Origin of the sequence: Streptococcus parasanguinis, from assembly GCF_001074805.1 — a bacterium.
In the GTDB taxonomy this organism is placed as follows: domain Bacteria; phylum Bacillota; class Bacilli; order Lactobacillales; family Streptococcaceae; genus Streptococcus; species Streptococcus parasanguinis_A.
In genome coordinates this window covers 1-23388 of sequence record NZ_JUPI01000117.1, presented here as the reverse complement: position 1 = coordinate 23388, position 23388 = coordinate 1, and the positions used below count along the sequence as shown (strand labels likewise).

The following is a 23388-nucleotide window of genomic DNA, read 5'->3' as shown; positions in this document are numbered from 1 at the left end:
CCAGCTGACCTTGCCACAAAATGATATCTCTGAGATCCGCGGTATCGTGGGAGCAACCCCACTAGCGTCTACCATGGAAGACATCAAGGGGCGGGCGCTCATGAAGCGTGACGAAGTCGATGTCGTCCAGTTCGCTCTACCAGTCGCAGGAGACAATGATATCCAAATCATCAACAACCTCCGCGACCAAGTCCAAAGTCTCAAAGAGATTTGGACAGGTCGCACCCCAGCAGGCATTCCAATGGTGCCAGATGAGTTGACAGAAGCAGCCTTCTATGGACGTGAGGATGTAGCAGCCTTGCTGGATGAAGGAAAAGTGCCACTCGGATTGGATCTGGAAACAGTTGAGCCTGTGACATGGGATCTCAAGAAAGGCAACCTACTCTATCTGACAGATAAAGAAGAGCAGATGACACAATTCGTCAAGCAAATCGCTCGTAGTAAGCAAAAGGTGATTGTGTTGGCGCCAGCCTACAATGAATTGCCAGAGATGGAAGGTGTAACAATTCTTTCTACGAAGGAAGATTATGTAGCTGGAATCAAGAAAATGGAAGAAAATATCCAATTGAGATTGGAACAACAGAAATCACAACATGAAGCAACGATTGTACTATACAATCAACTAGATCTTATGAATGATCTAAGTATGGATCTTCAATCTAGTCTGAACTATGTCCTTGAAAAAGGGGCGCGTGCAGGCTATGCTACAGTAGCCATGAGTGGTAGTCAGTTGAATCGAAAAATTGACGAAGTATCAAAATCTATCAAACTCTATAAACAAGCGATCGTGGCCATGCGGATTACAGACCAAAGTGTCCTAAATGTTATCAATCGACCAGTCCGTGAAGAACCACTTGATAGCCAGGTGAACTACTATGTAGAAGATGGATTTGTAAGAAAAGTGAAAATATTAATGAAATAGAAGGGGGATGAATTATGGCTAATCAAGCGACATTAAATGCCTTAACAAGAGCATCTATTGAAGCAAGTATTGAAGTTACTCGATTATCAGGGGAAGTTTCAAAGTTGAGAGCTATTCATACAAAATTGAACAAACAGTCAACAACTATAAAGTATGAGGTGACACTTTCTGAAAATATTGCAGGTGATAAGTACGACGATGAAGAGCACCAAGAAAAAGCAGATTTAACCGCCTTAGAAAAAGTATTAGTGACAAAAAAAGAGGAAATTCTAGGATTACTGAGTGCCAAAATTAAACAGGTAGAAGCAGATTTAGCAACAGCTAATACGAAGGCGGCGAATGCTCAGAGTGCTTTGATAGCAGCTATGAATTCATAAAGGAAGTGAATGTATGACAGTAAAAGTAAAGAATATTTCTGGTTTAGAGAATTATGCAACTAGCATCCAGGGGTTCGCTGGTAAATTCGAACTAGCTGCTAACGATACAGTTCGTGAATTCAATACGAGTCTAGAAGGTGAAAAAGCAGAGGCTATTAATGCATTCTTTAGTGTATTAAATAATATCCAAACGACCATATTTTCTACAGCTCCTGAGGCTATTCGAACTTACGGGCGTCATATATCCACTTTCACAGATGCGATTAAGGGGTTGGGGTTCTCAAGTTTAGCATACACAGATGATGATGCAATGACTACTTTATTGAATTCTCTTACTACACCTCAACGTAATGAGATTACAATTGTTAAGGATGATTTAGTTACTGTGCTGGATGAAGCTGTTGAAGCTATGGGAGAAGGAGATTCTAGTTTAGGAAGCTTTGATCTTGTAGCAGACATGTATATAACAACTGAAATTCTTGCCCGATCAGGGACTCATACTGGAATTATACTGGCAGATTCGGCACTATCAGATAACGTTAACGGTTCGGCAGCTTTATTTACATCTTTGACAGCGCAAACTCGGAATGCGAAAGCCGTGACGAAGGTATCTATTCCAGATCTATTAGAGGCTATCAAGACTGGCTATCTTAGTAAAGATAAAATGGTTTATCTATATAGGGTTAAAACGGATGCTGATGTTGAAATTTTGAATTCACAATTATCAGGTAATATAGAAGAAATAGCTAACATTATGGCTAAGGATCCTGCCAAAGTTTCCTCCGGTGCGTATACTAATGTAGCAGAAGATATGACTTCTTGGATGGATGGAAGTGCGCCAGGAATGAAAAATATGAATCGTTTCCTTAATGCTATTGAAAAAGCTGATCAATCCGTAGTAAAAACAATAGCAAAAAATCTCGGAGATCAACAAGCAATCAGGAAAAAAATTCATGTTGTAGAAATGTCCCAGTTTGAAAAGTCTGCTGACTATAACGAGACAGAAATGGATCGCTATAAAAAAGAATTGAAAGAAATGAATGATTTATCAGTTTTATTGGCTTCGATTGCAGTGTTGAAAATTGGAACTGAGCATAAAAGGGAAGAGATTTTAGGAAATAGTTCTGACCATAAAGTGAAAGATAGTTACACCCGTCGAGGGCTATCAGTTAGCTTAAATGATTCAGAAAATCCTGAATGGGAACTAACTGTATCAACAAGTAAAAAGGGGCTTATCAAAAATGCAAGTGATCCTATTCAGGGATATGACGAACTTAAGCTGGTTACTGTAACTACTTTCGATAGACATAAATCTCATTTTGAAAGTGGTATTGTTGGTCCGCTTAATGGTAAATATCAAACAGAATTAGAAGAAATTGAACAAGAACAAAAGAAAGCAGTAGATGAATTTTGGGCATCTGTTGGAAAAAATGGTATAAAAACAGTCTTAGAATTTGTTGGAGGCCCAGTAGCATCATCTAGTTTCAATGTATTGACTGCTATAACAAAACCGGATGTCGGTGATGGTGTAGAGAATGCACAGAAAGTTTTAGAGGAGATAACATCTGGACGTATAAAAACAATTATTAAAAATTCTGGAAATTATGCTGCTTCTCCCTTAGCAAATGTGTTACAAGACTATATGGAATTAGATAGTAAATTTAAAGAATTTGAACAAAAAAGAAGTAAAACGGGCAAGAATATATATGATGCGTTGCTCGGTCAGGGGGGCTGGACACTGGAACATAGAGAAAATGGTATTAAAAGTAAACCAATTGCACAAAGTTCAGAGATTTATACAGACTATGGAGCATATAAGAGAGCAGAAGAGCTAAATGAAAGAGGTGTTATGGGGTTCCTAGAAGCAAGAGGATCAGCTGATGATGGGCGTAATGAAATTAACAAGTATTTTAAGGATGATCCACGGATGAGAGCTTTTCTTTTAGGGGAACATCCTGATATAAAAAATATGAGTATCGAAAATATGACTTCGGAACAACGAAATATAAGTATGATGATTGGTGGGGTTGGACCATTAGTAACTTATAAACCATTAACTATACAAGATATGACAACGGAACAGATTTTGGAAATGGAATCTTTATTGAAAGATGTTGTTGGTACAGATTCGATTACATATCTTGATGATTATTTTCATGAGAAGTATGGTGCTTAGGAGGAAAAATGAAAAAAAACCTAATTATTGGCAGTTTATTGCTCCTAACGATTGCAATCGTTATTTTGGGATTATTTACCTTTCAGGATCACCAAAAACAAGAAAAAGCCAAACAAGAACGTGAGAAATATGAAAAATACGACTACTATACTGGTAAATGGGAAATTGATTCCTATAAATTTTTGGAGGATGGTCAGGGTGTTGTGGTTCACTGGAAATCCCTAACTCCTGAAGAAGATAAACTTTTTGTCAAGTATGATTATGCTAAGGGGGGTAACTTGTTAGGCCCTCATGGAGCATCTAATAAACATTATATTGTTCGTACATATTTCCATAATTCAACTTATAGATGGACACAAAAGTTACCTAAAGAGGATCCAGATGTTTATTTTTCTCTCTCTATTTATCGAATTAGAGATCAAAAATTAGAAGGAAGTCAGGTCGATCTCTATAAGTTGGTGGAAGACTATAATTCGAATTATGTTCCAGAAAATACAGGTGGTATTGAAGAAATTAATGGGAAAGATTATTTACCGATAAAAGTATATAAATTGGACTCGAGAAATTCAAAAGCTAGACAACTTTGGCTAAATCTTGAAACAAAGAAAATAGAATGGGAAGATGGTAAGATACAAGAATATCCAGAGAAAATTCCTTCTGTTGAATTAGGGGTATTGAAGAAAACTCTAGAAGACGCTACGACATCAATGAGAACTGCTAATTTATTTGATATATATAACCAGAATCAGTTGACTTTTTTTCCTAATAAATTAAAAGGAAGTATGTTAGAAAAGACTGATCCAAAAGCCTATCAATTATTAAGTAAAAAAGATTCTCAAATCTACTTTCTAACGGATTCAAAAGTAGATTATTATAGGGTTTATGGCAATGTCCAACAGTTTATCAATTTGTACCAACTATTTGTTCCCGCTAATACCAATCTCTATGAAGGAATCACAATTCCAGCAGAATTGAGTAAGGATGGGCAGGCCCATCAAGTCAATACAAAAGAAGAGTTTGAAGCCTATTATGACGTAGAGAAAGATTTAGCCTTAAATAAGGAACGCCGAATATTGGTTGAACAAGATAAGAAGGAAGGATAAAATGGATAAGAATCTAAAGAATATTAATCCTGATAATTTAAACAGGGTGAATGGTGCTTTTCGAGATTTGAGCTCTGAATTAGAAAATAATGCTTCTGATTTCATTGAGTCTAGTGCTACAGAACTGATTCAAAATGCGACAGATAGTTTAAAAGAATTATCTTCTGAAATGAAGGAGACAATTGGATCTTTGGATGAATTCTTGTGTAATGTAGGTGAATCTTTCAGAGTAGCAGATGATTCTATGGCTAACTCAATTGGTCAAACTATGTATACGAAAGCACCGGAGACTGGATTGCAACGTCAAGAACGGTATATCCAAGGAGGAAAAACGACCTCTGACCAACATTTTCGTCGAAAAATGGTGGAAAATATAAATTCACAATTCAACGATTTTCCTGCATAGTACATTCTTTTAAGAACGTAATGAGCTAAACTTTTTAATGCTCTAGCTGAAAAAGAAGCGAAGCAAAATAGATTTTAGAGAGGACCACTGTCCTCTCTTTTTTATCCCATCAACTCTCTCCACCTAGTGACGAATTTGCTCTTCAAACTAATTTCCGGTATGATAGTAAGGAATAATTTTTTGAATCTAATTTAATTATGGAAGAGGGAAGTGATACATGAAAAAGATGCTAGTATTACTGGCGAGTGTGCTTGCTTTAACAGCCTGCGCTCAGCTTAACAAAAAGGTCAAGGAGGCAACCGCAAGCAAAACGGAGCAAACTACAAATGCAACCTCATCTGCTAAAGAGGGACAAGCCTTGAAATTTGTAGTCGCACCTCAGTATGAAGGTAAAACATCTGATTTGATCGAACTGGGTAAGAAGCTGGTTAAGGAGCATCCGGAGGCTGGAAAGCAAGGTGAGATCACGTTGTATTATACAGGGAGTACCTATACTTTAGATCAACAAGAATATGTAGTGTTTATGTTGGTCAACAAAACGACAACGAATATTGATCATGATGCAGAGTTTAAGCTCAATTGGAGTTATGATGGACAACCTATATATCAAAATCAGTTAGTCGAGTATAGTATTTCTGAAAATGGCACATTACCAACGCAATCGGCAACGATCTTTTTGCTTCCTTTGACCAAGGAGCAACAATCAATTGTCGAAAGTATAACAGATGGAACGAAGATGAGTCTGAGTATGTCAGATCTGATGAAGTAGGTGATGAGTATGCCCGATATCAGAATACTTCTAGTCATTGCTGTGGCTGTTATTGGATTTCCCTTATTTACCGCACTCTTTTTTGGGCATTTTTATAAAAGAGAAGTTAGGATTAAGACCCTCTCTTCAAAGAGCATTGAGGGAGTGGTAGTCGGCTATATGCGAACACAAATTGTAGCGGCTCCAATTGTCGAATATAGAGTGGATGGTCAGACCTATCGTAATAGTCTGAAGTATTATCGGGTGGTGCGAGCGACACTTCCTTGGAAAACGAATCAAGCGCCTAGCGATATCGATTTGATGGCGCAAAGGATAACTATCTACACCAATTCTACAGTCTCAAAGGGAAATCTTTTTCAAGATGCTTTTCCACCGGGATCGAAGATGACGGTCTGGTATAATCCAGCCTGTCCAAAAGAATCATACGTTGAACGCTATAGTGGACTAGACAAATCTTATAAGCGGGAAATGTGGATTGGAATCTGGATGTTAATTTTATTGCCTATTTTAGCAGTTGTGTCCATCGTCATGGGGATGAAGTATAAATAATGAATCAGCCCTAACTGAATAAATGAAACATGGGGAGAAATCACCGCTAGACCGGTGATTTTTTCGTCTTCACTTCTCCCTCGAATTAATCCTTAAATTGTGATAAAATAAGGGTTACGAATGTTTTTGAATGGTCTGTTTTTGCTTAGAAAGTGGGCCATTCAAAAGCGAGCAAAAGAATCAAGATCAAGGGAGAAACAATGTCCAACACCTTTGAAATTTTAATGGATCAGCTGGATATGCCGCTGGAGATGCGATCTTCCAGTGCCTTTTTGCATGCGGAGATTCAAGAAGTCGTGGTGCACAAGGTCAGTCGGGTTTGGGAGTTCCGCTTTGCCTTTGCGGAAGTCTTGCCCATTGCTTTGTTTAAGGAATTGCGCCAGCGCTTGAGAGACGAATTTTCAAAGACGGGAAACCAGGCGACCTTTACTATCCAAGTGGCCAATCCGGACTTTTCTGCGGATTTATTGCAGGCCTACTATCGTGAGGTCTTTGAGGATGGACCTTGCGCTAGTCAAGGCTTTAAGGGGCTCTACCAAGACTTGCAGGTGCGCGCGGAAGGGCAGGAATTGATCATCTCAGGGCCTTCTTCGGTCGATACGGAGCATTTTCGCAAGAACCATTTGCCCAACCTTGCCAAGCAGTTGGAAGCCTTTGGTTTTCCGCATTTCACCTGTCGGGTGGTGTCTGATGATACGCTGACAGAGCAGGAAGTGGCGCGCTTTGAGCAGGAAAATGAAAAGATCTTCCAAGCGGCCAATGAAGAGACCTTGCGGGCCATGGAATCCTTGGCCCAGATGGCTCCGCCACCAGCGGTTGAAGAAAAGCCAGCCTTTGATTTCAAGGCCAAGAAGGCTGTGGCTAAGCCCAAGCTAGACAAGGCCGAGATCACCCCGATGATTGAGATCACGACGGAAGAGAACAGGATTGTCTTTGAAGGTATGGTCTTTGACGTGGAGCACAAGGTGACACGGACCGGTCGGGTCTTGATCAGCTTTAAGATGACCGACTATACTTCTAGTTTTTCCCTTCAGAAATGGGTGAAAAATGAGGAAGAAGCCCAGAAGTTTGACATGATCAAGAAGAACAGCTGGCTCCGGGTGCGGGGAAATATCGAAATGAACAATTTCACGCGCGACTTGACTATGAATGTCCAAGACATCCAGGAAGTCGTCCATTATACCCGTAAGGACCTGATGTCAGAAGGTGAGCGCCGGGTGGAATTCCACGCCCATACCAACATGTCGACCATGGATGCCCTGCCGGAAGTCGAAGAGCTGGTTGCCAAGGCAGCGGAGTGGGGGCACAAGGCGGTGGCCATCACCGACCATGGCAATGTGCAGAGCTTCCCACATGGCTTTAAAGCAGCCAAGAAGGCTGGGATCCAGCTGATCTATGGGATGGAAGCCAATATCGTAGAAGACAAGGTGCCGATCACCTATAACGAGGTGGATCTGGACCTCAATGAAGCGACTTATGTGGTCTTTGACGTGGAAACGACGGGACTTTCAGCCATTTACAATGACCTGATTCAGGTTGCCGCTTCTAAGATGTACAAGGGCAATGTCATTGAGGAGTTTGACGAATTTATTGACCCGGGCCATCCTTTGTCGGCCTTTACGACCCAATTGACAGGGATCACCAATGAGCATGTCCGGGGGGCCAAGCCCTTGGTGCAGGTCTTGAAGGAATTTCAGGCCTTCTGTGAGGGAACGGTTCTCGTTGCCCACAATGCCACCTTTGACGTGGGCTTCATGAATGCTAACTATGAGCGTCATGGCTTACCAAAGATTACCCAGCCAGTCATCGATACCCTGGAATTTGCACGTAACCTCTATCCAGATTTTAAACGGCATGGCTTGGGGCCTTTGACTAAGCGGTTTGGAGTAGGCTTGGAGCACCACCACATGGCCAACTACGATGCGGAAGCAACGGGGCGCCTGCTCTTTATCTTTATCAAAGATGTCGCTGAAAAGCATGGGGTGACCAATCTCAAGGATCTGAATATCGATTTGATCGATGAGAATTCTTATAAGAAGGCCAGGGTCAAGCATGCCACCCTCTATGTCAAGAATCAGACCGGCCTTAAGAACATGTTTAAACTGGTTTCACTTTCTGGGACCAAGTATTTCGAAGGAGTCCCACGGATTCCCAAGACCGTGCTGGATGCCCACCGCGAGGGCTTGATCCTCGGATCGGCCTGCTCAGAAGGGGAAGTTTTTGATGCAGTCATGTCACAAGGCGTGGATGCGGCGGTCGAAGTGGCCAAGTACTACGACTTTATCGAGGTTATGCCACCGGCAATCTATGCACCCCTCATTGCCAAGGAGCAGGTCAAGGACATGGACGAGCTCCAGACCATTATCAAGAGCTTGATTGAAGTGGGAGATCGCCTAGGTAAGCCCGTTCTTGCCACAGGGAATGTCCACTATCTGGAACCGGAAGATGAGATCTATCGGGAGATCATTGTCCGCAGTCTCGGTCAAGGGGCCATGATCAACCGGACCATCGGGCATGGAGAAGATGCCCAGCCAGCGCCACTTCCTAAAGCGCATTTCAGAACTACCAATGAAATGCTAGATGAATTTGCCTTTTTGGGAGAAGACTTGGCACGCAAGATTGTCATTGAAAATACCAATGCACTGGCAGAGACCTTTGAGCCAGTTGAAGTGGTTAAAGGTGACCTCTATACGCCATTTATCGACAAGGCCGAAGAGACGGTTGCGGAATTGACCTATCAGCGAGCCTTTGAGATCTATGGTAATCCGCTGCCTGATATTGTCGATCTGCGGATTGAAAAGGAATTGACCTCTATTTTGGGGAATGGCTTTGCTGTGATTTATCTGGCCTCGCAAATGCTGGTGCACCGTTCCAATGAGCGGGGCTACCTGGTTGGATCGCGTGGATCCGTTGGATCCAGCTTTGTCGCGACCATGATTGGGATCACCGAGGTTAATCCGCTCTCGCCTCACTATGTCTGCAGCCAGTGCCAATACAGCGAGTTCATCACGGATGGTTCTTATGGATCAGGATTTGATATGCCCAATAAGGACTGTCCAAACTGTGGACACAAGCTCAGCAAAAATGGCCAAGACATTCCGTTTGAGACCTTCCTTGGTTTCGATGGGGACAAGGTACCCGATATCGATTTGAACTTCTCTGGGGAAGACCAGCCCAGCGCCCACTTGGACGTCCGTGATATCTTTGGGGAAGAGTATGCCTTTCGGGCAGGAACAGTAGGTACCGTCGCAGCCAAGACTGCCTACGGTTTTGTCAAGGGCTATGAGCGTGATTTTGGCAAGTACTATCGAGATGCCGAGGTCGAACGTCTGGCCCAAGGTGCCGCTGGGGTCAAACGGACGACCGGTCAGCACCCGGGGGGAATCGTTGTTATTCCAAACTATATGGATGTCTATGATTTTACTCCGGTCCAGTATCCGGCTGATGATGTGACAGCTGAATGGCAGACCACCCACTTTAACTTCCACGATATCGATGAGAACGTCCTCAAGCTCGATGTCCTGGGACACGATGATCCGACCATGATTCGCAAGCTCCAAGACTTGTCAGGCATTGATCCAAATGATATCCCTATGGATGATCCAGGTGTCATGGCCCTCTTCTCAGGGACCGATATCCTAGGAGTGACGCCGGAGCAAATCGGTACTTCAACTGGTATGCTGGGGATCCCAGAGTTTGGGACCAACTTCGTTCGGGGCATGGTCGATGAGACCCATCCGACGACTTTTGCGGAGCTCTTGCAGCTCTCTGGTCTGTCTCATGGTACCGACGTGTGGTTGGGAAATGCCCAAGACTTGATTAAGGCGGGGATTGCTGACCTATCAACCGTTATCGGTTGTCGGGATGACATCATGGTCTACCTCATGCACGCGGGGCTTGAGCCTAAGACGGCCTTTACCATCATGGAGCGCGTGCGGAAAGGCATGTGGCTCAAGATCTCAGAAGAAGAGCGCAATGGCTACATCCAAGCCATGAAGGAAAACAATGTTCCTGAGTGGTACATCGAGTCCTGTGGGAAGATCAAGTACATGTTCCCCAAAGCCCATGCGGCGGCCTATGTTATGATGGCACTTCGTGTGGCCTACTTTAAGGTGCATCATCCTCTCTATTATTACTGTGCCTACTTCTCGATTCGGGCCAAAGCCTTTGACATCAAGACCATGGGTGCAGGCCTTGAGGCCGTGAAAGCTCGGATGAAGGAGATTGCTGAGAAACGCAAGAACAACGAAGCTTCCAATGTGGAGATCGACCTCTACACTACTCTTGAGATTGTCAATGAGATGTGGGAGCGCGGCTTCAAGTTTGGCAAGCTAGACCTCTATCGCAGTCAGGCGACAGAATTCTTGATCGATGGAGACACCCTCATTCCACCATTTGTCGCGATGGATGGTCTAGGAGAGAACGTTGCCAAGCAAATCGTGCGGGCACGTGAAGAAGGAGAATTCCTATCTAAGACCGAGCTCCGGAAGCGCGGCGGAGTTTCGTCCACACTGGTTGAAAAGATGGATGAGATGGGCATTCTCGGCAATATGCCAGAGGATAATCAGTTGAGTTTGTTTGATGATTTGTTCTAATTTAAAGTCAACTTGTTCAAATATGCCGACTAAGTTTCATCTAATTAAGACTTAACAGTAAAACCAGTAGAGATGATTTTTTATGATTTTCATTTCTACTGGTTTTTAGATATGATAGAGTATAAGTAAGTTTTTATCCAAAGACTATAACTTTAGGAAGTTATATATTGAAATTATCAAAAATGATTGCTATAAATTACTAATAATGATACTCTCAAACAAGAGTAAGCTTAACGGAAGTAGTGTTTGCTATACCTTAATAACTTTTCGATATGGAATGGAGATAAGTATGATTTTAGGTGAAACTTATAGGAAAATAAGAGAAGAAAAGGGGATTTCTATTTCTTCATTAGCAGGTGCTGAAATTTCAAAATCTCAAATATCTAGATTTGAATTAGGAGAAACAGAGATTTCTGTCTTTAAGTTATTGTATCTTCTTGAAAGAATAGGAGTAACACTAGAAGAATTTCTGCTTATCTGTAATCATTATCAACCTTCGGATTTTAATACCTTAATAGCTTCTGTTAAACAGGCTGCATATAATGAAGATGCTCAAGCATTACTAGATATGGTAGAGAAAGAAATAGAACTTTTTCATGGGACAAATTCTCATTACCATAAATTAAATGCTATTTTCATTGAAAGTATTGTTTCGGGAATGGATAAGAATCATCAATTGAGTCGTCAAGACGCCTCTTATCTTACAAACTATTTATTTTCTGTTGAAAACTGGGGTTATTACGAAACGCTCATCCTTGGAAATTGCTGTCGTGTTCTATCTCCAGATTTATTATTTAGATATGCCAAAGAGGCGCTCAACAAAGGGAAGTTGTATAGTTCTATACCTAGAAATAGACAATCTCTCATTCAACTACTTCTCAATTCTTTGATTATAATGATTGAGAACGACTTATATGAGGAATCTTTATTTTTAAAACAGGCTACGAAGAATATATTAGCGGATTCCACAGATTTTTTTGAACAAACTATTTTGCTGTATTTAGATGGATATTTGGAACTGAAATTCTATCATAATCAAAAATCACTTTTAAAAATCGAAGAAGCTTTAAAAATATTCGAACTCTTCAATAAAACAATCTACAAAAATTACAAACAATACTTTGAGAAACACATCGTTCATTTAGTAGACTAGGCTATTTATCTATAAGGTAACAACGTGATCAAACTCTTCCAATATTTCTGGATTTTGATCATGAGTAATGACAATAACAATTACATCTTTAATGGATAGAATGTAGTCCATCATTTCTTTGGCTTTTATTGGATCAAGGTTGCTTGTAGGTTCGTCAAATATATATACAGAATATGGTTTGACTAAAAACCTAGCTAAATCAATTCGTTGTTTTTCCCCTTCTGAAATAGTTTGATTTGATTGAGATAGACTCTTATTAAGAAATTCTTCATTAAATCCTAAGGCTTTTCTTAATTTTTCAGTTAAATAAAGATTTCTGGATAGTTTGATATTCTCTAGGACATTTCCTTCAATCAGAAAATCATTTTTTTGCACAAATGCAATATCTTTACATAACTCCTCTGAGGGAATATCAATATTCTGTTTTCCGTTGATTTTTATTTCCCCATCATAAAGATTTTTGGAATAATAGTTTAGTATTAATTTTACTAAAGTTGTTTTCCCAGCTCCTGAAGCACCTATAATTGCATAGCGCTTGCCTTTTTTAAATTCATAGGAAAAATGATCAAATAATATTTTATTTTCAATTTCATAATGTAATTGGCTAATAGAAATGGTCGAAATGTTATCACAATCAATTGTACTTGTTTTATGGAAAGTTCCATGATTTGTCTCATATAGATTTTCTTGGATATTATCAATAATGGACTTGCTACTGCTGATTAAATTTTTATTGTAAAGAATAGATTGTAATGGAGCAAAAACACCGTTTAATAATTGAATACTTGCTACGAGTAATCCAATAGTCAGTAAGTTATTTCTTACAAAAAAGATACCAGCGACCATACAGGATAGTTGAGAGCCAAAACTTAGTAAAATTCCAGTAGTTGAAGCTAAGTCTTTTAAGAATTGATATGTTTTTCTGGACTCTTCAAATTCTAAACTGATTCCCTGAATTTTTTCTTGGGTCCAGCTTTGAATATTTAATAACTTAATTTGTTCAAAACCATTAATAAAGTTTGTCATTTTTGACAAATAGTGATTATTTTGTAGAGAATAATTTTTTGTTGATTTAGTCATTAACTTTCCAGGAATTTGTGATAGAAAAATCGTTATACTCGACAATAAAAGAAAGACTAATGCTAATCGCCATTCTATATAAATAATAGTAGCCACACTTATGATAAGGCTCCCTAAATTTGCGATTAGAGAGATTCTAGGAATCAATAAATTTTCTTGAATAAGGTCACTGTTTTTGGTGATATTATTTAAGAAATCTGAATGGTTACGGTTGTCAATTTGGTTAAATTCACGCGATAAATAATGTAATAAGAGACGCCTTTTTAGATCTAAAATAACTTTTTTTACATATTGGTTTTTAAGATAGGAATAGGAAGAAGAAATCAAGAACCACAGTAAAATCGAACTTACACAAATAGAGATATGAAAGAGTAATCCACTATTTGAATTAGATATACTATCAAGTATTTTTCCTAATTGCAGAGAGAAGAGAGTCATTAAAAGAGCACTTGTCAGACTTAATAAAATAAGCAAGAAATATAGTAATTTATATTGTTTCATAATCTGGTTCATATTTTTCACCTCTTAATCTATGATAGCAACATTATATTCTAAAACTAAAACTCAGGCTGAGATCTCCCATATTTGGGACATTAATTTTATTTCTTTACTATATTTTATTTTGGCTTATAGACATCCGTTGTATATCAAATGGATTTACAATAACCTTCTTTTTGTTAAAATAGTCTATAGAAAGAAGGTGAGAATATGTCAAAGACGAGCATGAGTATTCGTTTGGATAGTGAGGTTAAGGAACAGGCCCAACAGGTATTTAATCATTTAGGGATGGATATGACCACGGCTATCAACATTTTCCTTCGTCAGGCTATTCAATATCAAGGCTTACCTTTTGATGTTAAATTAGACGATCATGGTAAGTTGCTCCAAGTCGTAACGGATGTAGAGCAAAATCGGAATATGAGTCATCCCTATGAATCAGTCTCAGACTTGATGGAGGACCTACGTGCTTAGGATTCGTTAGTGGCAGACTATGTGCTCCTCCTATCTACCGCCATGCTCTCGGGAGCAATTGCTCTAGCTGGCTTATTTTCAGCCTTGAAAGATTAGATGATAGCCTCTATTTTCTTTTTGAAAATAGAGGTTTTTAAGTCCGTTCAGACCGGATAAGTGTTTTCTTTGGATCTGGATTGTGTTACAATTTTTAGTGACAAGTGTTTGTAAACAGGAAACAGAAAAACAATGGATGTTCTTCCAAAAAAATGAAACAGAGGAGAAGCGCGTGGCAAGATATTTAGTAGGTCCTTACAACAATAGTTGGAACTTTATGGATGCACTTGAAAAAGCGCAGGATGGGGATACCATCGAGTTTGAAAATGGGTATGTCTTTCAATGGCCGACAAATAAAGTGATTGAGATCGACAAAAACCTTCATTTCGTGGGGCATGTGGTCCCAAATCCAAATGGCAATGGGCGCATGTTTAACAACATCATTGAGGCCTCCTTCCGATTTGTAGAAGGAGTTCAGGTGACGTTTGAAGACTTGTGGTTTAAAGTTGGTGGAAATTATACTACTTTGATCTTATGGAATGGCTCAGACATTACCTGTAAACAGGTCTATTTTGAAGCAACCACTCCAACAAATAATGAATTTTTTATCTATATGGATACGCATTCGAAAATGACTTTGGAAGGAGTCGGAATGAAGGTTCCGGAAAAACACCAAAGTGCCATCGGTATGTCCGCTTCGGAATTGTCCATTCGCAATTCAACGATTTTTTCTAAAATAAAGCTAAACGAAGGCTCCAACTTGACCTTGGAAAATGTCCATATTGAAAAATTTGGGAATAATACGATCCATGCCAAGGACTCAGAAGTGATCGCAAAAAATTCAACGATTACAGGCGGGGATCTGGAAAAGGATTTTCCACCAGTTTGGTTGAGAAATGTCATTTGGGAGTCTGAAAACTGTAAAATTGAGCTACCTACCGGGACTGGAGTCTGTCTTGACAACAATGTTCAATTCAATTCGGATTCGGATCGTATCACCTCCATCAATTCATACAATAGTATGATCCGAGCTCACCAGGCTACATTTACAGAATTTTTATGCGTCTATGAAGAGTCCTTTGCTTCTTTGACTGGAGAAACAACCTTCTTAAATGAGAATACCCAAACCATTTCATTTGGAGTTTTTGATGAGAGTGTGTTGATGGCTGAGCATCTGATTTGCCATAAGATTGCGGATCCCAATATCCGACTCCAAAGTGGGGCCTTTGTGAAGGCAGGTACCATGACCTATAGGCAGGGCGATGCGCGTGATCTGACCAAGGAAATCGAGGATGGTTGTGACTATCTCATTGGCAGAGAAGTGGCCAAGGGCAATGCGCAAGTCGTTGCTACGGGACAGGCAATGGATGCAACGGTGGCATCAACCCCTACAACGGGCTCTGGACCAGAGAAGAAACAAGATGCTCTTCAGGAACTCAATAGCCTGATCGGTCTTGAAAAAGTTAAACATGAGATCAAGAAAATGATCAACATGGTGGAATTTAACAAGAAACGAATCGCCAGTGGTAAGGCCCCTGAAAAGCAAACACTCCATGCGGCCTTTATGGGAAACCCTGGTACAGGGAAGACCACGGTGGCCCGTCTGTTGGGACAAGTGCTCTTTGATGCAGGTGTCCTCTCAGGGGAGGAATTCCGTTTCGTGGAAGCAACGGAGTCCGATCTGATCTCTTCGAATATTGGAGGAACAGCTGAACAGACCCAGGCCCTGCTCGAAAAAGCACGAGGAGGTATCCTCTTTATTGATGAAGCCTATAGCTTGGATAAGAAGGACAGCGGCGCAGATTTTGGGATCGAGGCGATCAATACCATCCTCAAATTTATGGAGGACAATCGCGATGACATCATGATCATCTTTGCGGGCTATACCAAGGAAATGGAAGAGTTCTTAAAGACCAATCCAGGCCTTCGTTCTCGGGTACCAAATAATTTCATCTTTGAAGATTTCACGGGAGATGAGATTGTCCAACTAGGGGAAATGATTTTAAGCAAAGGGGACTACAAGCTCGAAGACCGGGATTACTATGCGCGTCATGTCAAACGGGCTTATGATGGCTCGCTAGATAAGAGCAATGGTCGCTGGATCCGTAACCTGGATGAGCAATTGACCAAGACCATGGCAGATCGGGTGGTGGCCCAAGGTTCCGATGATATTGAGACCATCCTCAATAGCGATATCGATGCTGTCCTTAACCAAGGCAAGTACCAGGCAGGAGCCGACAAGGAAGAAGATGGGATGGCCGCCCTCAATCGTTTGGTTGGCATTGCCAAGGTGAAAGAGCAAGTGGAACAGTTCGTAGCCATGGCTGAGTTCAATCAAAAACGGGCTGAACAAGGTGGCATCGTCGAAGACACGACCTTGCACTCTCTCTTTCTTGGAAATCCCGGTACAGGGAAAACGACTGTGGCCCGTATTTTGGGCAATATCCTCTTCCAAAAAGGGGTGATCAAGCAGAAGAAATTCATCGAAGTTTCGAGGAGCAATCTGGTTGGAGGCTACCAAGGTCAAACAGCTTTGAAGACGCGTGAAGTTTTGGAGAGTGCACTGGGTGGGGTCCTCTTTATCGATGAGGCCTATACCCTCTTTACCGGTTCAAATGATGATTTTGGGAAGGAAGCTTTGGATGAAGTCCTCAAATTTATGGAGGACCACCGTCGTGATATCGTCATTATCTTTGCTGGCTATACCAGAGAGATGCATGACTTCTTGCAGGTCAATTCAGGTTTGCAAAGTCGGATCCCGACTACCTTTGACTTTGAAGACTACAGCCCAGATGAGATCGTCGAGATCGGTCTGTTGGGATTACGCAAGCAAGGCTACCAAGTCAATGAAGCTCTTTATGGAGAGATCGTCAGAGAAAATTATATGCGTGCCAATGACCATAGTAATGGTCGCTGGGTCCGCAATCTTAATGAAAAACTCTTGCGCCAAGTATCGACGCGAGTAACCCGTGAAGGTAGTACGGATTACAATTCGATTTTGGATCAAGATTTGGAAGCCTTGAGAGAGAATGGCAATTCTGGACATCCCCATACAGTGGATGATCAAGGCTATGTTCTTCCTTAAGCTAGAAGGAACAAGAAACAGGATTCTGCAGGAGCGGAATCCTTTTTGCATGGACTTATGGTATACTAGGAAGAGATCATTCACTTATGAAGGAGAAAAAAATGGTTTTACCAAATTTTAAAGAAAACCTCGAAAAATACGCAAAATTGTTAGTGGCGAACGGCATCAACGTGCAACCTGGCCATACCTTGGCTTTGAACATCGATGTGGAACAAAGAGAATTGGCCCACTTGATCGTGAAGGAAGCCTATGCCTTGGGTGCGCACGAAGTGATTGTCCAATGGGCAGATGATTTTACTACCCGGGAAAAATTCCTCCATGCACCGATGGATCGTTTGGACAACGTGCCTGACTACAAGATTGCAGAGATGAATTACCTCTTGGAACACAAGGCCAGTCGTCTTGGTGTCCGTTCTTCTGATCCAGGTGCCTTAAATGGTGTTGATGCAGAGAAGCTTTCTGCTTCTGCCAAGGCTTTGGGCATGGCCATGAAACCAATGCGCATCGCCACTCAATCCAACAAGGTCAGCTGGACCGTTGCTGCTGCAGCTGGTTTAGAGTGGGCGAAAAAGGTCTTCCCAAATGCGACTAGTGACGAAGAAGCAGTGGATCTCCTGTGGGATCAAATCTTCAAGACCTGCCGGGTGTATGAGGAAGATCCAGTCAAGGCTTGGGAAGAGCATGCTGCTACTCTCAAGAGCAAGGCAGATACACTGAATAAGGAACAATTCTCAGCCCTTCATTACACAGCACCAGGCACCGATTTGACTCTTGGCTTGCCGAAAAACCACGTCTGGGAATCTGCCGGAGCCATCAATGCTCAAGGCGAAAACTTCTTGCCAAACATGCCGACAGAAGAGGTCTTCACAGCTCCTGACTTCCGTCGTGCAGAAGGCTATGTCACTTCCACAAAACCGCTTAGCTACAATGGAAACATCATCGAAGGCATCAAAGTGACCTTTGAAAATGGAGAAATTGTGGATATCACAGCTGAAAAGGGCGATCAAGTCATGAAAGATTTGGTCTTCAAAAACAAGGGAGCGCGTGCCTTGGGGGAATGTGCCCTCGTACCAGATCCAAGCCCAATTTCCCAATCAGGCATTACCTTCTTTAACACCCTCTTTGATGAAAATGCCTCTAACCACTTGGCCATCGGGGCAGCCTATGCAACCAGCGTAGAAGGGGGCGCAGAATTCACAGAAGAAGAACTCGAAGCAGCCGGCCTCAACCGCTCAGACGTCCACGTCGACTTCATGATCGGCTCAAGCCAAATGGATATCGACGGCATCCGAGAAGACGGCAGCCGCGTCCCAGTCTTCCGTAACGGAGATTGGGCAATATAGGGAGCAGGACAGAAATCGGTAGACGCAGTCTCGTAAAAAAGTAAGGTAGTAGTGAATCATCACTACTACCTTACTTTTTTGTCATTTGCTCTATTCTAAAATCAAGAGGCCTTCTTTGATTTCAAATGGGTTGTTTAGATTGATGCGGTCATAGAACATGATGCCGTTGGTGTGGTCGATTTCATGTTGGACGACGATGGAGTTGTAGCCTTTGAGTTTGATGCGTTTCTTTTCACCGTCTTTTGTGAAATACTCCACGGTCACACGCGCGTGGCGGACCACATAGCCTGGAACATTGCGGTCTACTGAGAGACAGCCTTCCCCATCTCCAAGAGCCGCGTCTTGCACAGAATGGGCGACAACCTTTGGATTGTACATGACTTCTTGAAGGCTATAGGCTTCTTTTGGTGGGTTACCATCAGCATCTTCTGGATTGGGCACCAAAACAGCGATAATGCGTTTCGAGATGTCCAGCTGAGGAGCAGCGAGTCCAACTCCTCCACGGAGGCCAAGTTTTTCAGCCATAACAGGGTCTTGAGAATGGTGCAAGAATTGCATCATTTTTTCACCCAGGATAATTTCCTGATCAGACAAAGGGAAGGTCACGTCTTCTGCAACAGCTCGAAGTGTGGGATTTCCTTCACGGATGATGTCATCCATATCAATCAAATGGGATGCTCTTGTAACTTTTTCAATTGCTTTCATCGTTTTACTCTCACTTTCTTTCTACCCTCCATGATAACACAAAAGAGCCTAAAATTAAAGTTATCTGTCGGCGGTTTCCGCATGTTTGATGGACAAATCATTCATCCTTTTTGGATCTAAAATCGTATAGATTCGCCCTTCTCTTTGGACTAAGCCCTCTTCGATCATCTGCTTGATGACACGGCTAAGGTGGCGGTAGCTGATCCCAAAATGCAGGGACAGTTGATTCATCTTAGGCTTGAGGGTTCCGTTTTCATCGCCATGTTCCAAAAAATATGTAGCGAGGCGCTCCTTGACCGAATAATGAAAGTTGGCAGGAGCCAAATAGTTGATCTGGTGTAATTTCTCAGCTAAGGTCTTGGCAGTAGAACGCAAAAAGGTCGGGTCCAGCAGTAGGCGGTCCTTGAAATGCCGAGCAGAGAGCTGGACGACTAGTGAGTCTTGGTCTGCAATGACCGATGTGATACAGACCCGATCGAGCAGGAGCTCAATCTCTCCTAACAGTCCAGGTTTTTCTTGGATTTCAAGGATAGTGTCGCTACCATTTTCAAGACTGTGGACGATCTTGAGCCGGCCTTTGAGAAAATAAGGAATGACATCTTGGTCAGAACCCTGGCGGCAGATATACTCTCCAGCCTGATAGAGAACGAGATCCAGCTGACTAAGACAGTCACCTGGAAAGATCTGATCCAATTGGTAATCAGTGATGATCTCCATGAGTTTCGTAGATGGGGAAATTTTTTTCATCTCAATCTCCTAAAATAGGACAAATGTCCTGTTTTTCTCTTTCTAAATTGATTATACTAGGATTCTATTGAAAATTCTAGTTTGAATCTTTTTTAAAAAAACTAGTAAAGTTAAATGTTACCAGTAAAGTGTAGGAAATAAAAAATGAAAAAAACAATGGAAAGAATCAGTCTCTTGAGCTTGTCGCTTATGCTGATCTCATCATTTTCAATTACAGCCGGTTTGCCAGCTATGAAGGCCTATTTTAGCCAATTCGGATATTCAGCAGGCCAGGTGGAACTCTTGGTTTCCCTGCCGGCCTTTGCGGTTGTGGTCATGCTCTTTTTAAATAGCCTGATCGAGCGGTGGATGAGTGAGCGCCAGATGATTGTCGCAGGGCTTTTGCTGTTTTCAACTAGCGGCCTTGTGCCTTTAGTCGTGCAGGACTATCCTCTCATCTTTCTGAGTCGTTTTCTCTTTGGTTTAGGGACAGGAATGATCAATGCCAAGGCTATTTCGATTATCAGTGAACGCTACTCAGGCAATGACAAGACTCGGATGCTGGGCTATCGGGGGTCTGCTGAAGTGGTGGGCTCTGCCATCTTGACTTTTATTGTTGGACAACTCTTACCCCTAGGCTGGCCAGCGATCTTTGCTGTATACGGCGGTGGTTACTTGATTTTACTCCTCTATATCCTTTTTGTCCCCTATCCTAAGGGGAAAAAACAGGCTAGCTTGAAGGAGAAAAAGACGGGATCCGTCCGCCTTCGATCACCTCAATGGCGTTTTAGTCTGATGCTAGCTGTGATTGCTGGTATCATCATTTGTTTCAATTCCATCATTAGCCTGCGCGTGCCGGATATCATTGTCGACGCTCGGATGGGAACGGCGACAACAGCTGGAACAGTCCTAAGTCTGATGCAATTGACAGGGATTGTAGCGGGAGTGGGATTTGCTAGTTTGACACATGTTTTCAAAAAGAACTTGCTCATGATTATGTGCTTTGGTTTCGGTCTAGCTTTAGCCTTGATTGGCTTGTCTGGACAGCTGTGGAGCCTGATTCTAGGAACCCTCTTGGCAGGATTTACCTACAGTACGGGAGTAACCAGTATCTTCTATCACTTATCTGAAAAAATTCCGACCAATCTCCTGAATCTTGCGACCTCGCTTGTCTTGATTGGCTGCAATCTTGGATCAGCCCTCTCTTCTTTCTTCATCCAGTTGGTGACGCCACTAGCTCCTTCCAATCATCTGCTCTTTGTCTTGATTGGTGCTTTGATGCTCCTAACAGGAGTCTTCGCCTCACAATTACTAGCACGAACGAAATGATTGAAAAAATCATTTCGTTTTTTTAATTCAATCTATTGCGTCCTGTCACTAGCTCGTGTTATTATAGGAGGAGTGTGAAAAAAAGATTAGTTTAAAGGAAAAAATAATGAAAAGAATCATGGAGAAAGTGAGTATTCTCGCGCTTTCATTTATTTTGACGACCTCGTTTTCGATTTCGAGTGCGCAGTCGGCCATGTTTGCCTATTACAAGGGAATTCCTCACAGCATGATTGAGCTCTTGGTCTCGCTTCCTTCTGCAGGGATCATGGTTTCACTCATCTTCAATAAATGGATTGGGCGCCTATTTTCAGAGCGTCAGATGATTGTGACAGGCTTAGTCGCTTACGCTCTATGTGGCTTTATTCCCTTAATCAGTCCAGCTTATCCGGTTGTCTTTTTGTCTCGGATTATTTTCGGGATGGCGGTTGGCTTGCTCAATGTTTCTGCCATTGCCATTATCAGTGAGCGCTATAAAGGAAAAGAGCGTGTCCAAACACTTGGCATTCGGGGTTCTGCAGAGGTTGTTGGGACAGCTGTTTTGACCTTTGGAGTGAGTCTCTTGATTCGCTTTGGCTGGCAGGCTGCCTTTCTCGTCTACGGTATCAGTATTCCAATCTTACTTTTGTATCTCTTATTTGTGCCATATGGATCTATGACGGAAGCAGTGGAGGAAAAACACCGGGATGATCAGATGACAGCTGGTCAATGGCGGACGGCACTAGGCTTAGCAGTCGTTGCGGCGTCAATCGTCTTGTCTAATGTCATGATCACCGTTCGGATTCCAAGTGTGGTCGAGCAAGTAGGGCATGGTACTGCCCAAACTGCTGGGATTATTTTAGCAGCCATGCAATTTGTTGGGATCTTGGCAGGTTTGGCCTTCTCGCCCTTGACCCAGCTCTTCCGCGATCGCTTGTTGGTAGTTTCGGGAGTGGCCTATGGCTTGACCCAACTGTTGATCGGGGTTTCTACCAATCTCTGGATGCTCGCCATTGTGACCATCCTTGCAGGTTTTGCCTACAGTGTAGCTCTTACAACAGTTTACAATGTCTTGTCAGATAAGATGCCAGCAGGGGTCTTGAGCCAGGCAACGTCCATGGCGGTTTTGGGATGTAGTACAGGTTCGATCGCAACGACCTTTGTCCTTAGTCTATTAGGGACGATCTCATCTACTCCAGCCTTCATTTTTGGATTTTCTGGTATCCTCATGATCCTGATTTCCTTTTTTGGCCTTTGGATTGTGCGAAAGAGCGGGAAGTAATCATGCGTCTAGATAAATTTTTAGTGGATTGTGGCGTGGGGAGTAGAACCGAGGTCAAGCAACTTCTCAAGCAAAAGAAAATCGCAGTGAATGGGAAAAAAGAGACAGCAGGGAAGCTACAGATTGATCCAGACAAGGATCAGGTGACCTTTATGGGAGAAAATCTGGTCCATGAAACCTTTGTGTATTATCTGCTTAATAAACCAGCTGGAGTCATCTCAGCGACTGAGGATGACTATCACCAAACTGTCTTGGATCTATTGGATGAGACAGCCCGTCACAAGGAAGTCTTTCCTGTCGGGCGCCTAGATATCGATACCCATGGGTTGCTCCTTTTGACCAATAATGGTAAGCTCGCCCATGCCATGCTTTCACCGAAGAAGCATGTGTCGAAGGTCTACCGTGCCCAGGTGGCTGGGATCATGGATGAGGCAGATGTGGTCCGTTTTGAAGCAGGCATTGCCCTCAAAGACTTCACGACTTTGCCTGCGAGATTGCAGATCTTAGAGGTGGATGAGGCAAGCGCCAGTTCCTATGTCGAAATTGAAATTGCAGAAGGAAAATTCCATCAGGTCAAGCGCATGGTCGCTGCCTGTGGCAAGGAAGTGGTGGATTTAGAGCGGATCTCTATGGGTCCTCTAACGCTAGATCCAACTCTTCAATTGGGAGAATGGCGGAGACTCCAACCTTCTGAACTCAAGTTCCTAGAGGTGTTTGGAGTTCCCTTATAAGCAAAAAACCAAGAGGCTGGGACAAAAGTCCTAGCCTCTCAATTGTCTTTGGATTGTCGAGCAAGACGCAGTG

At 42.3% G+C, this 23388-nt stretch carries 17 protein-coding genes and 1 pseudogene; 15 read left to right on the top strand and 3 right to left on the bottom strand.

Annotated elements, in window-relative coordinates; translation table 11 throughout:
• From ADI76_RS08160 to ADI76_RS08120, 9 genes and pseudogenes are all read left to right on the top strand, one after another.
• Positions 1-922 (top strand): annotated as a pseudogene (locus ADI76_RS08160) (type VII secretion protein EssC); the annotation flags it as partial.
• 14 nt (positions 923-936) lie between these two features.
• Positions 937-1299 (top strand): hypothetical protein, encoded by a 363-nt coding sequence (locus ADI76_RS08155; RefSeq protein WP_049515705.1) that lies wholly within the window; start codon positions 937-939, stop codon positions 1297-1299.
• Positions 1300-1312: 13 nt separating this feature from the next.
• Complete coding sequence (locus tag ADI76_RS08150; RefSeq protein WP_049515702.1) at positions 1313-3475, top strand: hypothetical protein; 2163 nt, start codon at positions 1313-1315, stop codon at positions 3473-3475.
• An 8-nt stretch (positions 3476-3483) separates the two neighbouring features.
• Positions 3484-4578 carry a hypothetical protein gene (locus ADI76_RS08145; protein WP_049515699.1) on the top strand — a complete coding sequence of 365 codons (1095 nt, stop codon included), beginning with the start codon at positions 3484-3486 and terminating at the stop codon, positions 4576-4578.
• A 1-nt stretch (position 4579) separates the two neighbouring features.
• Positions 4580-4984, top strand: a complete 405-nt coding sequence (locus tag ADI76_RS08140; protein WP_049515697.1) for a hypothetical protein — start codon at positions 4580-4582, stop codon at positions 4982-4984.
• Between the two features lie 217 nt (positions 4985-5201).
• Positions 5202-5753, top strand: a complete 552-nt coding sequence (locus ADI76_RS08135; protein ID WP_049515695.1) for a hypothetical protein — start codon at positions 5202-5204, stop codon at positions 5751-5753.
• 159 nt (positions 5754-5912) lie between these two features.
• A complete protein-coding gene (locus ADI76_RS08130; protein WP_422664246.1) occupies positions 5913-6302 on the top strand; it encodes a DUF3592 domain-containing protein in 390 nt (129 codons plus the stop codon).
• Positions 6303-6502: 200 nt separating this feature from the next.
• Positions 6503-10897 (top strand): PolC-type DNA polymerase III, encoded by a 4395-nt coding sequence (locus ADI76_RS08125; RefSeq protein ID WP_049515690.1) that lies wholly within the window; start codon positions 6503-6505, stop codon positions 10895-10897.
• Positions 10898-11186: 289 nt separating this feature from the next.
• Positions 11187-12050, top strand: coding sequence for a helix-turn-helix domain-containing protein (locus ADI76_RS08120; protein WP_049515688.1), 864 nt, complete (start codon positions 11187-11189; stop codon positions 12048-12050).
• Between the two features lie 9 nt (positions 12051-12059).
• On the opposite strand, the gene ADI76_RS08115 is transcribed toward ADI76_RS08120, so the two are convergent.
• The gene (locus ADI76_RS08115; RefSeq protein ID WP_049515686.1) at positions 12060-13643 is read right to left on the bottom strand and encodes an ATP-binding cassette domain-containing protein; all 1584 of its coding nucleotides are present in this window, start codon (positions 13641-13643) and stop codon (positions 12060-12062) included.
• 195 nt (positions 13644-13838) lie between these two features.
• Between ADI76_RS08115 and ADI76_RS08110 the strand changes: the two genes are divergently transcribed.
• The 3 genes from ADI76_RS08110 (at position 13839) to ADI76_RS08100 (ending at position 18566) form a co-directional block, all read left to right on the top strand.
• Complete coding sequence (locus tag ADI76_RS08110; protein WP_049515684.1) at positions 13839-14102, top strand: type II toxin-antitoxin system RelB/DinJ family antitoxin; 264 nt, start codon at positions 13839-13841, stop codon at positions 14100-14102.
• Positions 14103-14370: 268 nt separating this feature from the next.
• Positions 14371-17223 (top strand): AAA family ATPase, encoded by a 2853-nt coding sequence (locus ADI76_RS08105; RefSeq protein WP_049515709.1) that lies wholly within the window; start codon positions 14371-14373, stop codon positions 17221-17223.
• A gap of 101 nt (positions 17224-17324) precedes the next feature.
• Positions 17325-18566, top strand: coding sequence for an aminopeptidase (locus ADI76_RS08100; RefSeq protein ID WP_049515683.1), 1242 nt, complete (start codon positions 17325-17327; stop codon positions 18564-18566).
• A 90-nt stretch (positions 18567-18656) separates the two neighbouring features.
• On the opposite strand, the gene def is transcribed toward ADI76_RS08100, so the two are convergent.
• The gene (gene def, locus ADI76_RS08095; protein WP_049515681.1) at positions 18657-19271 is read right to left on the bottom strand and encodes a peptide deformylase; all 615 of its coding nucleotides are present in this window, start codon (positions 19269-19271) and stop codon (positions 18657-18659) included.
• 60 nt (positions 19272-19331) lie between these two features.
• Positions 19332-20018, bottom strand: coding sequence for a cyclic nucleotide-binding domain-containing protein (locus ADI76_RS08090; RefSeq protein ID WP_049515679.1), 687 nt, complete (start codon positions 20016-20018; stop codon positions 19332-19334).
• 144 nt (positions 20019-20162) lie between these two features.
• On the opposite strand from ADI76_RS08090, the gene ADI76_RS08085 reads away from it, so the two are divergent.
• The 3 genes from ADI76_RS08085 to ADI76_RS08075 all read left to right on the top strand — a co-directional run bounded on the left by ADI76_RS08085 (position 20163) and on the right by ADI76_RS08075 (position 23315).
• Positions 20163-21326, top strand: coding sequence for an MFS transporter (locus ADI76_RS08085; protein WP_049515677.1), 1164 nt, complete (start codon positions 20163-20165; stop codon positions 21324-21326).
• A gap of 106 nt (positions 21327-21432) precedes the next feature.
• Entirely contained in the window at positions 21433-22584 is a 1152-nt protein-coding gene (locus ADI76_RS08080) for an MFS transporter (RefSeq protein WP_049515675.1), read from the top strand.
• Between the two features lie 2 nt (positions 22585-22586).
• Positions 22587-23315 (top strand): pseudouridine synthase, encoded by a 729-nt coding sequence (locus ADI76_RS08075; RefSeq protein ID WP_049515673.1) that lies wholly within the window; start codon positions 22587-22589, stop codon positions 23313-23315.
• Positions 23316-23388 lie beyond the last annotated feature (73 nt).

Excerpts from the sequence above, each read along its gene's own strand:
- ADI76_RS08155 (WP_049515705.1), top strand. The coding sequence starts at position 937 with ATGGCTAATCAAGCGACATTAAATGCCTTAACAAGAGCATCTATTGAA.
- ADI76_RS08150 (WP_049515702.1), top strand. The coding sequence starts at position 1,313 with ATGACAGTAAAAGTAAAGAATATTTCTGGTTTAGAGAATTATGCAACT.
- ADI76_RS08145 (WP_049515699.1), top strand. The coding sequence starts at position 3,484 with ATGAAAAAAAACCTAATTATTGGCAGTTTATTGCTCCTAACGATTGCA.
- ADI76_RS08140 (WP_049515697.1), top strand. The coding sequence starts at position 4,580 with ATGGATAAGAATCTAAAGAATATTAATCCTGATAATTTAAACAGGGTG.
- ADI76_RS08135 (WP_049515695.1), top strand. The coding sequence starts at position 5,202 with ATGAAAAAGATGCTAGTATTACTGGCGAGTGTGCTTGCTTTAACAGCC.
- ADI76_RS08130 (WP_422664246.1), top strand. The coding sequence starts at position 5,913 with ATGCGAACACAAATTGTAGCGGCTCCAATTGTCGAATATAGAGTGGAT.
- ADI76_RS08125 (WP_049515690.1), top strand. The coding sequence starts at position 6,503 with ATGTCCAACACCTTTGAAATTTTAATGGATCAGCTGGATATGCCGCTG.
- ADI76_RS08120 (WP_049515688.1), top strand. The coding sequence starts at position 11,187 with ATGATTTTAGGTGAAACTTATAGGAAAATAAGAGAAGAAAAGGGGATT.
- ADI76_RS08115 (WP_049515686.1), bottom strand. The coding sequence starts at position 13,643 with ATGAACCAGATTATGAAACAATATAAATTACTATATTTCTTGCTTATT.
- ADI76_RS08110 (WP_049515684.1), top strand. The coding sequence starts at position 13,839 with ATGTCAAAGACGAGCATGAGTATTCGTTTGGATAGTGAGGTTAAGGAA.
- ADI76_RS08100 (WP_049515683.1), top strand. The coding sequence starts at position 17,325 with ATGGTTTTACCAAATTTTAAAGAAAACCTCGAAAAATACGCAAAATTG.
- def (WP_049515681.1), bottom strand. The coding sequence starts at position 19,271 with ATGAAAGCAATTGAAAAAGTTACAAGAGCATCCCATTTGATTGATATG.
- ADI76_RS08090 (WP_049515679.1), bottom strand. The coding sequence starts at position 20,018 with ATGAAAAAAATTTCCCCATCTACGAAACTCATGGAGATCATCACTGAT.
- ADI76_RS08085 (WP_049515677.1), top strand. The coding sequence starts at position 20,163 with ATGAAAAAAACAATGGAAAGAATCAGTCTCTTGAGCTTGTCGCTTATG.
- ADI76_RS08080 (WP_049515675.1), top strand. The coding sequence starts at position 21,433 with ATGAAAAGAATCATGGAGAAAGTGAGTATTCTCGCGCTTTCATTTATT.
- ADI76_RS08075 (WP_049515673.1), top strand. The coding sequence starts at position 22,587 with ATGCGTCTAGATAAATTTTTAGTGGATTGTGGCGTGGGGAGTAGAACC.